13 protein-coding genes are annotated in these 13,916 nt (G+C 67.8%); 5 read left to right on the top strand and 8 right to left on the bottom strand.

All coding sequences use genetic code 11. The annotated features are described in order from the left end of the window. Positions 1–62: 62 nt before the first annotated feature. Positions 63–1,208 (bottom strand): VWA domain-containing protein, encoded by a 1,146-nt coding sequence (locus FHX80_RS00640; protein ID WP_145762292.1) that lies wholly within the window; start codon positions 1,206–1,208, stop codon positions 63–65. A gap of 184 nt (positions 1,209–1,392) precedes the next feature. Between FHX80_RS00640 and FHX80_RS00635 the strand changes: the two genes are divergently transcribed. Further along, the gene (locus FHX80_RS00635; protein WP_145762291.1) at positions 1,393–2,172 is read left to right on the top strand and encodes a CPBP family intramembrane glutamic endopeptidase; all 780 of its coding nucleotides are present in this window, start codon (positions 1,393–1,395) and stop codon (positions 2,170–2,172) included. Positions 2,173–2,274: 102 nt separating this feature from the next. Here FHX80_RS00635 and FHX80_RS00630 read toward each other — a convergent pair whose 3' ends face one another. The 3 genes from FHX80_RS00630 to FHX80_RS00620 all read right to left on the bottom strand — a co-directional run bounded on the left by FHX80_RS00630 (position 2,275) and on the right by FHX80_RS00620 (position 5,054). After that, a complete protein-coding gene (locus FHX80_RS00630) occupies positions 2,275–3,096 on the bottom strand; it encodes a PhzF family phenazine biosynthesis protein (RefSeq protein ID WP_145762290.1) in 822 nt (273 codons plus the stop codon). A gap of 275 nt (positions 3,097–3,371) precedes the next feature. Beyond that, positions 3,372–4,376, bottom strand: coding sequence for a MerR family transcriptional regulator (locus tag FHX80_RS00625; protein ID WP_145762289.1), 1,005 nt, complete (start codon positions 4,374–4,376; stop codon positions 3,372–3,374). 3 nt (positions 4,377–4,379) lie between these two features. Beyond that, the gene (locus tag FHX80_RS00620; RefSeq protein WP_145762288.1) at positions 4,380–5,054 is read right to left on the bottom strand and encodes a HEAT repeat domain-containing protein; all 675 of its coding nucleotides are present in this window, start codon (positions 5,052–5,054) and stop codon (positions 4,380–4,382) included. A gap of 865 nt (positions 5,055–5,919) precedes the next feature. Here FHX80_RS00620 and FHX80_RS00615 point away from each other — a divergent pair. From FHX80_RS00615 to FHX80_RS00605, 3 genes are read left to right on the top strand one after another with little or no spacing between them, the layout of a single operon-like run. Then, positions 5,920–6,681 carry a TnsA-like heteromeric transposase endonuclease subunit gene (locus FHX80_RS00615; RefSeq protein WP_145762287.1) on the top strand — a complete coding sequence of 254 codons (762 nt, stop codon included), beginning with the start codon at positions 5,920–5,922 and terminating at the stop codon, positions 6,679–6,681. Further along, positions 6,669–8,801, top strand: coding sequence for a Mu transposase C-terminal domain-containing protein (locus FHX80_RS00610; RefSeq protein WP_145762286.1), 2,133 nt, complete (start codon positions 6,669–6,671; stop codon positions 8,799–8,801). The genes FHX80_RS00615 and FHX80_RS00610 overlap by 13 nt, the downstream gene beginning before the upstream one ends. Positions 8,802–8,803: 2 nt before the next feature. After that, the gene (locus FHX80_RS00605; RefSeq protein WP_145767010.1) at positions 8,804–9,862 is read left to right on the top strand and encodes a TniB family NTP-binding protein; all 1,059 of its coding nucleotides are present in this window, start codon (positions 8,804–8,806) and stop codon (positions 9,860–9,862) included. Between the two features lie 1,057 nt (positions 9,863–10,919). On the opposite strand, the gene FHX80_RS00600 is transcribed toward FHX80_RS00605, so the two are convergent. Together FHX80_RS00600 and FHX80_RS00595 are read right to left on the bottom strand one after the other, a co-directional pair. After that, complete coding sequence (locus FHX80_RS00600) at positions 10,920–11,435, bottom strand: DinB family protein (protein WP_145762285.1); 516 nt, start codon at positions 11,433–11,435, stop codon at positions 10,920–10,922. Between the two features lie 252 nt (positions 11,436–11,687). Continuing rightward, the gene (locus tag FHX80_RS00595; RefSeq protein ID WP_145762284.1) at positions 11,688–12,098 is read right to left on the bottom strand and encodes an Imm10 family immunity protein; all 411 of its coding nucleotides are present in this window, start codon (positions 12,096–12,098) and stop codon (positions 11,688–11,690) included. 355 nt (positions 12,099–12,453) lie between these two features. Between FHX80_RS00595 and FHX80_RS00590 the strand changes: the two genes are divergently transcribed. After that, positions 12,454–13,080, top strand: a complete 627-nt coding sequence (locus FHX80_RS00590; RefSeq protein WP_145762283.1) for a PadR family transcriptional regulator — start codon at positions 12,454–12,456, stop codon at positions 13,078–13,080. A gap of 100 nt (positions 13,081–13,180) precedes the next feature. Here the strand turns inward: FHX80_RS00590 and FHX80_RS00585 are convergent, their stop codons facing one another. Continuing rightward, complete coding sequence (locus FHX80_RS00585) at positions 13,181–13,612, bottom strand: type II toxin-antitoxin system Rv0910 family toxin (protein WP_145762282.1); 432 nt, start codon at positions 13,610–13,612, stop codon at positions 13,181–13,183. A 78-nt stretch (positions 13,613–13,690) separates the two neighbouring features. Beyond that, on the bottom strand, positions 13,691–13,885 hold the full coding sequence (locus tag FHX80_RS00580; protein ID WP_145762281.1) for a hypothetical protein: 195 nt from the start codon (positions 13,883–13,885) through the stop codon (positions 13,691–13,693). Positions 13,886–13,916: the final 31 nt, after the last annotated feature.

Below are 13,916 nucleotides of genomic sequence, written 5' to 3'. Positions count from 1 at the left end.
GATGGTCCCCGCGGGCCTTGCGGGCTCACCCGTGACGCCGCCGCCAGTCGCGGGTGAGCCCGCTACTCCTGGGCGGCACGGCCGTTCTGTCCGGCGGTCATGACGGCCTGCAGAATCACCGCCTGGATCTCGGCCGGGTCGTTGACCCGGTAGCCGCCGCCACCGGTCACCTCGGCTATCTGGTTCACCTCCTCGCGGTCGGCGTCGGGGCCGACCGCGATGGCGAGCAGCGGAACCGGGCGCTCCGGGTCGGCGATCCGCTTGAGCTCGGCGATCAGGGCGCTGCGCGAGATGGACCGGTCGTCCTGGTTCGAGCCGTCGGTGAGGATCACCACGGCGTTGAACTTGCCCTTCACATAGGTGCGCTGCGCCTCCTTGTAGGCGGCCAGTGCGGTGTCGTACAGCCCGGTCGCACCGTCCGGCACCGGCTGCAGGGCCGAGAACGCCTCGGCGAGCTTCTCGCGATGGGTGCCGCCACCCTTCGCCTGCTTCCCGAGCCGGCTGGTCGCCACCAGCCGGCGGTAGTCCTTGTCACCGTCGAGCCCGGTGGCGAACTCCCAGAGGCCGATCTCGTCGTTCGTGGTGAACTGGCGGAGAGCCTGGATCAGGGACGCCTTGGTGACGTCCATCCGGGACTGGTTGCGGCCCGGCACGGTCGTGGCCATCGACCCCGAGGCGTCGACGACCGTGGTGAGCCGCGCGCTCTGCACAGTGATCGTCCACATGCCGAGCGTTTCCTGAAGTGTGTCGTCGGACGGTGCGGTGGCGACGGAGTCGCCAGGAGTGAGCGGAACGGCGTCGCCGGTCCCCTTCGCACGGCTCAGCCAGAGATCGGAATCCGGCAGCCACATCTGGTAGTCCGGTGCGCGGGTGCCGTCGGCGAGTGCATCGGCGACCTTGTACGAGTCGCGGGCCACCACCTTCACGTCGACGCAGTGACCGTCGGATCCCAGATTGTCCTTGCGTGCCTTGTCGGCGACGGCACGCGCGGCGGGAGCGATGTCGGGGGAGGCCACCATGGACAGATGTACCGCCGAGTCCTCACAGGACTTCGAGAACGACAGCAGGCCGCCCTGGGCAGCTACCGCGGTTCCCGCCGCCACGGCGAGAACGAGCGTGGTGGCGATGGCCACGGTACGACGGCGGCTCGATGGACGGTCCCCGCTTCCGTCCGCCGTGTAGTCGTCGGGCAAGCTGTGACGTCCCATGTCGGTGGTGCCCCTCCTTGAGGATGAACAAGGAAGAGGGGGACCACACCATCGGCAATGGTGTTCGTCCCCCGGCCTGTCGCGCATGATCTTCGTACCTGCATTCGAGACCCTAGCCGGGTGGGGAGCGGCATGGGACGTGAATGCACAACTCAGGGCAGGTGTACAGGTGGAGGCGGGGCGCGTGGCTGATTCTTGTCCTCAGGAGGCTGTGTCACGACGGATCTTGCGGTCCGAGACGGTGTTGGTACTGGCTCTCTCGCTGGGGGCCAGCGGGGTGTCCGCCCTGATCAGTTTTGTCGGATCGCTGACGAAACCGGGTGCTTTGAAGGCTCAGGCGGCGACGCTCAACAGCTCGTACGCACCTGGGCGTCCCTGGCTGGATCTCGCCTGGCAGCTCTTCGGCATCACGACGGCGCTGGTGCCCGTCGCCCTGGTGGCTCATCTGCTGATCAGGGAGGGGGCGGGCCTGCGGGCGATCGGCTTCGACCGGACGAGGCCGGGTTCGGACCTGGGGCGGGGCACGCTGGTGGCGGCGGGCATCGGCAGCGCCGGACTTGCCTTCTATCTGGTGGTCCGGGCCGCCGGTTTCAATCTCACGGTCGTCCCCGAGTCGCTGCCCGACGTGTGGTGGAAGTTCCCGGTCCTGATCCTGTCGGCGATCCAGAACTCCGTGCTGGAGGAAGTGATCGTCGTCGGCTATCTGCTGCGCCGGCTGGGGCAGTTGGGGTGGACCCCGATGGCTGCTCTGGTGGCCAGCTCGGTGCTGCGCGGCTCGTACCACCTGTATCAGGGTGTCGGCGGGTTCATCGGCAACATGGTGATGGGTGTCGTCTTCGTACTGCTGTACCGCCGCTGGCAGCGGGTGGGGCCGCTGGTCGCGGCGCATGCCCTGCTCGACATCGGGGCGTTCGTCGGATACGCGCTGCTGGCCGGGAAGGTGGGCTGGCTGCCCACCCCGTGAGCGGTCGCGGGACCGGGTTTCGGGAAGGGACACGGGACGGGGTGTGCGAGGGGGTGTGCGGGGTGACCCGCACACCCCCTCCCGGCGTTTCCGCCGGCTCCGTTACAGGGTGACGAGCAGTTCCCCGTCCAGGACCGTCACCGCGTGCCCGGTCAGCAGGGCGCGGTCGCCGCGCAGCGAGGTGCGGACCAGCCCGGACCGGGCGGACGCCTGCAGGCCCGTCAGATCGTCCCGGCCGAGCCGGGCCGACCAGAACGGCGCCAGGGCGGTGTGGGCGCTCCCCGTCACGGGGTCCTCGTCGATGCCCACGGCGGGGAAGAAGCCGCGGGACACGAAGTCGTAGCCGCAGTCGGGGCCGGTGGCCGCGGCCGTGGCGATGATGCCGCGCCGCGAGTGGGCGACCAGCGCCGCGAAATCCGGGGTGAGCGCCCGTACGGTCGCCTCGTCGGCCAGTTCCACCAGCAGGTCGCCGATGTGCGGGCCCGTGTCGTGTACGGACACGGGCTCCGCGCCCAGCGCGGCGGCCAGCCCCTCCGGCGGGGCTTCGGGGGTCAGCGGCGCGGTGGGGAAGTCGAGCGTGAGCGAGCCGTCCGGGTGCGCGGTCGAGATGAGAATCCCGCACCGTGCAGCGAAGCGAACCGTGCCGCCCGCCCCCGCGGTGGTGCGCAGGACGTGGGCGGTGGCGAGGGTGGCGTGGCCGCACATGTCCACCTCGGTGGCCGGGGTGAACCAGCGCAGCGCCCAGTCGGCGGCGCCGCCCGGCGGCAGCGGATGCGCGAACGCGGTTTCGGACAGGTTCAGCTCCGTCGCGACCTGCTGGAGCCGGCTGTCGTCCGGGAAGCCGTCCGGGCCCAGCAGCAGGACGCCTGCGGGATTGCCGGTGAAGGGGCGGTCGGTGAACGCGTCGACGATTCGAATCCTCATGCCCCGACCGTAGGCGTGCCGCGAAGCAACAGGCCGTCGCGGGTGGCCCGCCACATCGGGTGCCGCCGGCCGGGAGGAGACCGTCCGGTGGATATGGGCATGGGAGCAGCGCCCGGAAGTGGACGGCCGTGAACACGTCGTCCGCTGTGACTTCCGGTGCAATGCTGCGGAAATCAGACACACGAGGTCCGCAGTCCCCGTTCGGCGGACGGTGATCAGCCCGGAACCCTCTCTCCCCGGACGGGCCGCGTGCGCGGCGCCCCGGGAGGGACCCGTCACCGTTCGTCGCGTACCTGAAGAAGGTATGCCGCGGTCAGCGCGACGGCACGGTCCACGTCATGCGACAGCTCTACGAGGGCACGTGATGCTCTCGTCCCCGGGATGCCCGCCAGCGCCTGGGTCAGCCGTCCGCGTCCGGGTGCTTCCGTGGTGTCGTGGGCGAGGCGGGCGACGAGCCCATTCGCGATCCGGTCCGCCGTCGCGGTGTCGCTCGCCAGCACGCTCAGTGCATCGGCCGCGTCGGTGTCGTTGTATCCCCCTGCGATCATGTCGATGAGCGTGGGGACCGCATCGGCCGCACCACGTGTCCCGAGCGCCAACGCCGCACACCGGCGGACCACGATGTCGGGGTTCGCGAGGGCATCCCGCAGCCGCGCGGCGGCCTCACCGCCGGGCATCTCGGCGAGGGACCGGACAGCGCGTTCCCGCACCGCGGCCACCGGTGAACCGAGGCCCTCCGCCAGCAGCGCCGTGCCGCAGCCGCCCGATCGCGCCAGCGCCCATCGAAGGGCCCCGGCGACGTTCGGATCCGTCTCGCTCAGTGCCGCCTCGACCAAGGCCTCCACCGGCACCGGAGCCTCGTCGACCGAGGAAAGGGCCGCGCGTTGGCGCGCGTGGGGGCTCTTCGAACCCAGCGCGTGGAGGAGCACGACGACTTGGAGGACGTCCTCCCAGCCGGCGGGGTCCACGGCATCGATCCGGCGCAGCCTCGTGAGCAGTTCGGTCTCCGCCGCGATGCGTTCGCGCGTCTGACGGATGAGGTCGTCGACGAGCGCCGAGGGCGTGAAGCCGGGATCGTCGAGCGCGCGTCCGATCTCACGCAGCGACAGCCCCAGCGACCGCAGGCTCTCGATATGGAAGATCCGCTGGACGTCCTCCCCGGAGTACTCCCGGTAGCCGGAGCCGGTACGACCCGAGGGACGCACCAGACCGAGCGACTCGTAATGCCGGAGCATGCGGGCACTGACCCCGGACCGTCGCGCCACCTCACCGATCAACACGTCCTATCGTCCTTCCTGACCGGACCCGCCGAGGGCCACGATGCGCTTCGCCTCCTCGATCGCGAAGTCGAATTCGGCGTCCGGGTCGCGCAGCAGCCGTTGGGTGGCGAGTGCGTGCGCGCGCATGCCCGGGTCAGGGGCCGTTGCCGCGACAAGCAGAGCAGGCGCGATCGTTTCCCCCAGTGCGACCAGTACCCGGCTGAGACTCAGCTGCGTCTCGCGCCCACCGCGCCCGAGTTGTGTCGCCAGCACCGCGGCCAGCGCGGACTCCTCGCCTTCCGGCACGAGCACGGCCGCGGCCCGCCAGGCGCTTCGTGCCACCGCGTCGTCGTCGTCGGACAGGAGCGTCCGGGTGATCGCGGGCCACGCCTGCCGGTCCCCGATCTTGGACAGCGTGTGCAGCGCCTGGCTCCGTGCCTGCGCACGCTCCGAGCGGACTTCGCGGAGCAGTTCGGGAAGCGTCATGGACACCGGGTGGCGGGTGAGCGCCCAGGTCAGCATGTCACGAACGAAGAACTCTGGCTCGATCGCACATCGCTCGATGAGCTTGTCGACGAAGCGCGGGTCGGGCGTCGTGCCGACCGCCAGAGCAGCCCGCAGTCGCACGGACGAATGACCGTCCTCCAATCCCCGGAGCGCTGCTCGTACCGCATCCGTGTCCTGTCTTGTGATCGTCATCGAGATCACCTCCTTGGCGAGCAGTGAAAGCCCTGCCACCGTGTCAAGGTCAACCAGGACCCGCTGCACGTGTGGGGGGTACTCGTGCTGGACCCGGCTCCGTTCGTGGCCGTTCCGTGTTGCTGGTGCCGTCCGTCACCTGGGTCGTGGTGCGGTGATGCCGTGGGGAATGGTGCCCCGGTGATGGTCGGCTCCCTATGGTCCGTCGCAGGTCAAGGTGGGTGGGCCGCTGTCGCGAGAGATGCGGGGGCGGATCGTCACTGACGAGAACGATCCAGCGGTCGTTCCGCAACCGTGTCGACGGCATCGCAGCGCTGGGTCTTCGGCCCTTTCCGTGAAGCGGACGATCTTGAGGTAGTCCTCCTTCGGAGTGTGCCGCCGTGTCAACTGCTCGGATCCGATGCCACGCGTGCAGAACCACCTACGCAGAGCGCCGGTCCACCACTCCATCGAAGGTCCCTGCAACGCGCTGACCTGCGGCGGTCCAACCTCGCTGTCACAAACCATGGAGTGGCCCAGGTTCCGTGTCCATCGGTCCGGGTTCAGTGTCGGAGGACAGCTGTGGATCGCGCCGGTCTCCAGGCGTGTGCCCCCGACGCGGCCGCCGTTCAGGGCTCCGGAGACGAAGATGCCGCCGCTCACCGGTGCGTCGGCTGATCACGGCCGAGGGTCCGATCGGCTCGGCCGTGATCAGGGTCTGTGGGTCGTCCTGCTGGTTGAAGAGCGTGAACGCGTCCAGACGCACCTCGATGTTGAAGCTGACCTGTCTCATTGAAGATTCCGTGAATCTCAGCGAAGTTGCTGAAACGCCCGTTAGTCTCACCGAAGGTTGAGAATCTGCTCGGCCTGCCGGGTTGGGGGTGCAGTGGAGGCGCTGTCGCGTGCGTACGGCGATGAAGCGTTAACGGCGTTTGAGCTGGACTTTCTCAGTAACGGTGAACGTCGCAAGCATGCTCTGGGGTCGAGTTGGCAGGTTCCGTTCGAGGCAGTCGAGCCTGTCCGGCCGTTTCGTTGGGACAAGGGAACACCGGGTTTCGCAGGCTGGTACTACTCGGTGACCGTACGGGATCATGTGGGCTATGAGTCTTGGCTCGAGCGAGACCGGCTGATCCTGCTCGATAAAGATCCACAGGTCAGGGCGATATCTTCGCAGCCGTTCTGGCTGCACTGGCATGACGGCGAACGGCGGCGCCGTCATGCTCCCGACTACTTTGTCCGGCTGGCTACGGGCCAGGCTCGGATTGTGGATGTCCGCGCCGAGGACGACATGGACGAGGACACGCGGGATGCCTTCGCGGCGACTCAGCGGGCCTGCTCTTCGGTGGGCTGGGAGTTCGAGTGGGCGGGCCGTCCGGAGCCGATTCTCATGGCTAACGTCCGGTGGCTGGCGCGGTATCGCAGGGCACGCTGCGGTCGACCGGCGGCGGTAGTTGAGCGACTCCTGGAGGCATTCAGCGAGCCGAGGCGCCTGTGGGATGGTGCTGAGCTCGTCGGCGACCGGATCCAGGTCTTGCCGGTGCTGTTCCACCTGTTGTGGTTGGGGAAGCTGAAGGTGGATCTCTCGGGAGGGCTGCTGGAGACCGGAAGCCTGGTCTGGGCGGAGGGGCGGCGGCAATGGGCCGGCTGAGGCGCCCGCCGATTCTGGCAGTTGGCAAGCGGGTTCGGTTCGACGGGCAGGTCCGCGGAGTGCTCGAAGTGACCGCGCAGGCCGCGGTCCTGGAGGACGCGGAGGCTCCGCATCGCGTGGTGGCTTTGCTCGAGCTGTTCGCGGCGGAGGACTTCGAGGTCTTGTTCGGCGCGGAGCGGATGCCGTTGCCTGCCTCATCCGGCTTGGACCTGCTGCCTGCCGCAGCGCTCAAGCAGGCTCTGTGGTGGGAGGGCCACATTTTGGAAGTCGTACATGGACTTCCACCGGACGCGGAGCCCGGCGCGACGCCGCGCGAGGAATACCGGGTCGGCACATCGGTGGCCGCACGGGACGAGGCCAAGGCGGCCGAGCTGTCCCGGTCCGGGCGCCCGGTCACGGCCTACACGGTCGCCCGGCTGCGTCGCCGCTACCTCAAGGAAGGGGTTGCCGGGCTGGCCGATCACCGGGCGGCCCGCAAGCGGCCGGAGTTCGGGGCGGTGGACATCAGAGTGGTCGAGGCGATGCGCCAGGCCATCGAGGAAGGTATCGACCCCTCTACTCGGACCGCGTCTTACCTGATCTGGCGGACGCGAGAGATCCTCACGCAGACCGAGGACGAAGACGAGACGGAGAGCGGGGACGAGCCCGAGGATGAGACCGAGGACGGACAGGCGGAGCCCGAGTGGCCCTCTCGGGCCACGCTCTACCGGTTGGTGGAGAAACTGACGGCGGGTACTCACACCCTGGGCTCGGCGGTGACGCGCCGGTCGAAAGCTCATACGGCGGGCACGACCTTGGGAGAGCTGACGGTGAGCGCTCCGGGTGAGGTCATGCAGATCGACTCCACCCCGCTGGACGTGATGGTCCGTCTCGACAACGGAGTGGTCGGCAAAGTCGAGCTCACAGGCATGATCGATGTCGCGACCCGGACCCCGACGGCGCTTGTCCTGCGGCCGTCGACGAAGTCCGTCGATGCCAGCGTGCTGCTGGCCAGGACGGTCACGCCCGAGTTGATGCGGCCGGGCTGGGTGGATGCCCTCAAGATGTCCCGCTCCGTGCTGCCTCACCGCAGGCTGCTGACACTGGATGAGCGTCTGGAGCATGCGGCTGCCAAGCCGGTGATCGTCCCGGAGATGATCGTCTGCGATCACGGCAAGGCGTTCATCTCGCACAACTTCCGGGCATCGTGCAGGTTCCTGGAGATCGAGTTCCAGCCGACCCACAAAGGCTCGCCCTTCGAGAAGGGCCACATCGAGAAGATGCTGGGCTCGGTTGCCACGATGTTCGTGCAGTTCCTCCCCGGATACACCGGCCGAAACACTGACCGACGCGGCCGACACCCGGAGAAGGAAAACCTGTGGTCACTGCCCGAGTTGCAGGATCTCCTCGATGAATGGGTGATCGCCAAGTGGCAGAACCGCCCACACGACGGGCTGCGAGAACCCGACCACCCCGGGCGGCTTTTCACTCCGAACCAGAAGTACGCCGCGCTGGTGGAGTCCAGCGGCTACGTCCCGGTCGCGCTCAGCGCAGACGACTACACCGAGCTTCTGCCCGCTGCCTGGCGGGCCGTCAACTCCTACGGCGTTCGCATCAATAACCGCACCTACGACGCTCCGGAACTCGGGCCCATGCGTCGGCGCGATTCAGGTGTCACGGCCAAGCGCGGGCTCTGGGAGGTCCATCGGGACCCCTACGACGTCTCGCGCGTCTGGGTACGTAACCACCGCGGTGAAGACGAGTGGGTCCAGGCGACGTGGAAGTACCTGAAGCGGACGCCTGTTCCTTTCGGTGACCTCGCCTGGGACCACGTCAGTCACCAACTTCCCAAGGCCACCGAGGAAGAACTCGCTGAGGCCGTGGCCGCTTTGCTGACCCGTGCGAACGCCGGACCGGATCCGGCTGAGCCCGGCCGGAAGAGGAAGAAGAACAGGCCCTCCAAGCGCGACCGTCAAGTGGCGGCCCGGACCAAGGTGACGGCTCCTGCCCCTGTCGTCCTTCCCGAGCCGCAGCCCGCAGACGCGCCAGCCACCGAGGACCCCATGGACGAAGAGGAGATGGCCGAGGTGATCCCGCTGGGACTCTTCGACCCTCTTGAGGACCCCTGGAGACGTTCGTGATCATGCCAATACCCGGCCAGGCTGGCGACGACTTCGGCCGGCATCTGACCACCCTGCTCGGATGGCGCAAGTTCATCGCGACATCCCTGGGCCAGCCGATGGCCATCGCGAGCGAGGCCGAGTACGAGGCCCTCGTTGCGGCGGCTGAGTCGGATCCGTCGGCGAAGGAGAAGAAGAACGCCTACGACGACGACCGGCTGGACCATCATGCGCGCCTGCAAGTGATCGCCACGTCCACAGTCCGGCACAGCGTGACCTGCGGACGTCGCCTGATCATCCTGAACCGCGGCGCGGTGAGCGCCCGCCGCGGCCTGCTCGTCTCCGGGCCAGCGAACACCGGCAAGACGATCGCTCTCACCCAACTCGGCCTGGCCCACGAACTCGTGGACCGGCGCCGGCACCCGGACCAGGACGAACGCATTCCGGTCATCTACGTCACCGTCCCGCCATCCGCGACTTCCCGCATGATCGCCGCCGAGTTCGCTCGCTTCCTCGGCCTCCCCGTCACCCGCAGCCTGAACTTCACCGACCTGACCGAAGCCGTGGTCGGTGTCTGCACCACCGCCCGCACCGGCCTGGTCCTGGTCGACGAGATCCATAACATCTCCCTGCACACCCGCACGGGAGCTGAGGCGTCCGACACCCTCAAATACTTCTCCGAGCGCATCCCAGCTACGTTCGCCTACGCCGGAATCGACATCGAATCCGGGGGGCTTCTCTCCGGCACCCGCGGTGACCAGATTGCAGGACGCTTCACCTCTGTGATCACCCACCAGTTCCCCTACAACAAGGAATGGAAAGGGCTTGTGGCGCAGATGGAGGAAACCCTCCTCCTGCACCGGCACCAACGCGGCACCCTGGCCCGACTTGACCGCTTCCTCCACACCCGGACCAGCGGCATGATCGGCACCCTCGCCCACCAGATCCGCGGGGCTGCCGTCGACGCCATCCTGAGCGGCACCGAGAAGATCACTAAAAGCGGACTGCTGGCTGTCGACTTGGACATCGCCTCCGGGCGCAATCGCCCGAACAACCCGCCAACAGCGGGCGGGACAGGGTGACAGCACCCGCCGACGCCGAGCCGCAGCTCGTCCTACTTCCCTTCCAGGTCCGGCCGAAGGCGGGAGAGGGCGGTCCCATGTTCATCCGGCGTCTCGCGCAGGCCAACCACCTGCCGCCCCCCTACCTGCGGAAATTCCTCAACGAACCGCCTGGCCCTCGGGGCAAACCGTCGTGGGCCCGCCTCGCCGCGATCACCGGCCGTGATCCTGACCTTCTGCGAACAACACTCGAGACGAAGAAATGCGTGGAATGCAGCACAGATATCCCGCCCAGCGATACCTTCGGGCGGCGGGCAATCCTCTGTTCCATGCGCTGCAGGACCCGGGCCCACCGCCGACGGCAAACCACGGAGCCCTGCCGCATCTGCCAGAAGCCGATGAAGATCCAGACCGGACAGCGCCACCGGCTCTGCTCATCGGCATGCCGCCGCACCGCCTACCTCCAACGCCAGCAGGGACGCCTCTCCTCGACGGTTTCCAGAGGCGACGATGAACCTGCCCATCAAGGAGACCGTCGCTGCATAGCCTGCGAAAAACCGCTGCCTCCGGGCTCGCGATCGCACCGCCAGACGTGCTCAGCGGCCTGCCGGCAGCACGCCCGCCGCTGGAGTCGACTCGATTCGCCCGAACTGTTTCTCCGCCCACCAGCCGAGACCTGTGAGTTCTGCCAGGAGCCACTGCCGAAAGCGAAGCCGACAGCTGGCCAGCGACGCTGGTGTTCATATCTCTGCGGCCAACGAGCCCGCCGCGGACTCGACCCAGCTCCTTACAGGATCCGGATCTGCGAGCACTGTCAGGACCCCATCGAGAGCGACAGGTTCGGACGAGTCCGTCGATGGTGCTCGAGGAGCTGCCGGGAGAAAGCCCAGCGCCGCCGTCGCAAACTCGCTGTTACTGAGATTTGATGCGTGATGTCGCTGGGTCGACGCCTTGAACTGCGAAGACGAGGGTTCACCGCGGGGCATCATGCGAAAATCACCAGTAACGGGCTCTCCGCATTGGTCGTGAGGCGTGTTGGCCTGGCTCCTGAGGGAAGGGCCCGCTTCACGGAGCTGCGCTAGTAGTAGCCCTTCGTGCCGTCGAGTAGCTCCCGGACGATGTCCGCGTGCCCCGCGTGTCGCCCCGTCTCCTCGACGAGGTGGATCAGTATCCAGCGGAGGTTGGCGCTGCCGTCGCGGAAGTCGGGGTGGCGGCCGGCGTCGTCCAGGTCGGCCGCGGCAACGATCTCGTTGCTGCGGGCGCACTGGGCCTTGTACTCCGCGAGGAGCTCTGCGAGGGGGCGGCCGTCGGTGTGCCAGTCGGCGTTCTTGCTTGACTCGTCGAATGCGGGGTTCTGCTTCTTGTCGCCGCCGAGGAACAGCACTTCCAGCCATATGTGCTCGGTCCAGCGCATGTGGGAGATGAGACCGGCCATCGTCATGGCTGGTGAGGTCGGGATGACCGGGCGGCGCGCGTCCTTGTCGCTCAGCCCTTTGCATTTCCAGCGCAGGATCTGCCGCTGCAGGTCCAGCCAGCCGATGAGCGCGGTGCGTTCGTCCGCTTGGCGCGGGGGGCGTTCCAGTTCCAATGACATGCCGGCGCACGCTACCAGGGCGGTCGGGAGGGGGCCCTGGATGACGGGCTCTTCCGCGATTTACGATCTCGGTCACGGTTGGGGACATCGGGGTGTTACTGGTGATCTTCGCATGATGCCGCGGGGCGGGCCCTCCTCTTCGCAGTGCAAGGCGTCGACCCAGCGACATCACGCATCAAACCTCAGTAGCGGCAACTGAGCACGGGGCCTCGTCTTCGCCTTGGTGCCTGGGCAGTCGGCGGGGACATCGGCTCAGACGGCGAGGCGGCTGGGTACGGCGTCCGCACGCCCGTAGTTGAGTACCTGGGCAAGGACTTCACGGAACTGGACGACGTCTTCGGCCGGTGCTTCGATGACGGCCTCGATCTCGCTGTCATCCAATCGCAGGTCTTCCAGAGCGTCAGGGTTCAGTGAGACATGGAGGACGTTGCCCGTCAGAACGGCTTCACGCACACAGCCGTATGCGGTCCCCTGGCCAGCTGTGACCAGGCAGTGCGTGTCCATCCCGAGGGCTATCTCCTGGTCGTCGGGCTCGTCCTCTCCCGCCATGAACATCAGGATGAAGCCGCTGCCGTCCTCTCGCTCGGCAAGGGCTGCTTCAGTGAAGTAGCCGTCGGGGTCGATCTCGGTTCTGGCGGCGCGGGCGGTGAATCGGTACGTCATGACGGCGTTCTATCAGCGCGTCCATCTGCGCTTCCAGGCAGGGGCAAGGCAGGAGCAGAGGAATGGGCGGAAAGTGCGTCACCACCGTCACCCCAACAAAAACCCGCAGGTCAAGGTGCTGGAACGGGCCTGAGGCTGCGTCACCCGGGACCGCTCGGCAGAGCAGATTCACTGAGACGAACAGCTGAGATAGCGCACTCGCTGAGACGAAGCTGGATCTGAGCAGCTTCGGTGAGACCTGAGCAACCTTCGCTGAGACAGGTCATTGAAGCCGTGCGGAAGGGGTTTGTCAAGCGACCGGTTCCGATATATCGTTGACGCATCGCGACAGATCAACGATAGAAGGAGTGCAGTGATGCGTTCGCATGGACATGAGCATGGACACGGACATGTGCACGGCCCCTGCGGGCCCGGCGAGCGCGGGCGGGGTGACTTCGAGGGGCGCCGCGCGGCCTTCGGGCAGTTCGGTCCGCCGTTCGGTGGCGGACCCTTCGGCGGTGGCCCGTTCGGTGGCGGGCGCGGCCGGGGTGGCGGCCGGGGGAGGGCGCGCCGCGGTGACGTACGCGCCTCGATCCTGGCCCTGCTGAAGGACCGGCCGATGCATGGCTACGAGATGATCCAGGAGATCGGCGAGCGCAGCGGCGGGGCCTGGCGGCCCAGTCCCGGCTCGGTGTACCCGACCCTTCAGCTCCTGGAGGACGAGGGCCTGATCGTCAGCGCCAGCGAGGGCGGCAAGAAGCTGTTCACGCTGACCGAGACCGGTCGCGCCGAGGCGGAGTCGGGCGCCGAGGCGCCCTGGGAGGAGGCCGGTCGTGGCGTCGACTGGGAGGGCGTGAACGAGATCCGGCAGGCCGGGTTCGGTCTGATGGAGGCGTTCGGCCAGGTCTGGAAGACCGGTTCGGCCGATCAGCGCGAGAAGGCGCTCACGGTCATCAACGACGCCCGCAAGAAGCTCTATCTGATTCTCGCCGGCGAGCACTGAGCCGGCCGGTGCGTTGGCCGATGAGCTGTACGTCGAAGAGCCCCGCGGGTTGCCGCGGGGCTCTTTCGACGCCGGTGTGCGGCGACCGGTCCGCCGGATGTCAGGCGACGATCAGTCCGTCCAGTTTGCGCAGTGACTCGATGAGGGCCGCGGTGGCCGAGTCCTTGAGCTTGCCGGCCATCAGGGAGACCGCCGCCCCCGTGAACTCGCCGTCGATGCGGACCGTGGTGGCGTCCCCGTCCGGCGTCAGCGCATAGCGCATCTTCAGGTTGACGCCCATCGGGCCCTTCCCGGTGGTCGTCAGCAGGCGGCAGTCCTCCAGCTCGGAGACCGTCCAGGTCACCTCGGCCGGGAACCCCATGAGCTTCATGTTCTCCTCATAGGTGCCCGCCAGTTCCAGCACGGCCGGGCCGCCCTTGGGGAAGCTGGTGTGGGTGGCGTTCCACTCCCCGTACGTGCTGAAGTCCGTCAGCTGGGCCCAGACCTTCTCGGCCGGTGCCTCGATGCGCGCCTCTGCACTGACTTCGGCCATGAGACCACCCCTTCTCGACGGGTTACGGTGTCGCGGAACGTAGCCGCAGCGGCTTGAACATTCAATGCTGATGAAGCGTCAGATTCGTGCTTCCGCTCCGGGCCGCCAGATCCGCGCCGAGTCGAAGCGGTCGGAGGCGCGCGGGTGCGGCCCGTCGGCGTGGCAGTGGAACGCCGTCCAGAAGAGGTCCGAGGGCAGCGCGTCGAAGGGCGCGTGAACCCGGTAGAGGTAATCGCGCCCGTCGAGCGCGGGCAGGGCGACCAGCCAGCTCACCTTCCGCACCCTCCCGCCGCCACAACAGTGC

This window comes from Streptomyces brevispora (genome assembly GCF_007829885.1).
Lineage (GTDB): Bacteria > Actinomycetota > Actinomycetes > Streptomycetales > Streptomycetaceae > Streptomyces > Streptomyces brevispora.
Note: the sequence above shows the minus strand (reverse complement) of the source record. Positions and strands in the feature narration are given on the sequence as shown.